Here is a 530-nt window from a genome sequence, read left to right on the forward strand (position 1 = left end):
TCAGGCGCGGGCGGCGCGCTGCATCCCAGTAGTTGTCGTTGCGCGAGAGCTCGACCGACTGGCGCGGCGTGAAGCGCGTGATGCGGAAGGGTCCCGTGCCCGCCGGCGCGTTGCCGACGCGCGCCCAGTCGCGCCCTGCCGCATCAAAGGCCTGCGGCGAGGAGAAGAGGATATAGGGAAGGATGTAGGGAAGGTAGCTCAGCGGCCGATCGCTGCTGATCTCGATCGTCATGTCGTCGATCTTGCGGTAGCTCGCGAAGCCCGCGGTGCGCGGACGCGTGAAGGCCGAGCCCTGCGGATCGTAATTCGGCGCATCCTGCCGGTAGAAACGGTCGAACCCCCAGATCGCGGCATCGGCATTCCAGGGCGWGCCGTCATGGAAGGTGACGCCGGCGCGCAGCTTGAAGCGCCACTTGGTCGGGTCGGTCGCGTCCTGCTCCCAGGATTCCGCGAGGCCGGGCTTCACGCCCGCCAGCGTGTCCGAGCGCGAAAGGTCCCAGAGCACGTGGGATTCGAAGACCGGGTAGCCC

General features: G+C 68.1%; 1 protein-coding gene. It reads right to left on the minus strand.

Going from position 1 to position 530, the window contains the following annotated elements; translation table 11 throughout:
- Nucleotides 1-505, minus strand: a 505-nt coding sequence (locus AC1DWF_RS38270) for an ABC transporter substrate-binding protein (protein WP_476843615.1), incomplete at its 3' end; no start/stop codon positions are given.
- Between the last annotated feature and the right edge of the window lie 25 nt (nt 506-530).

The organism is Aminobacter sp. P4_D5, assembly GCF_056401815.1.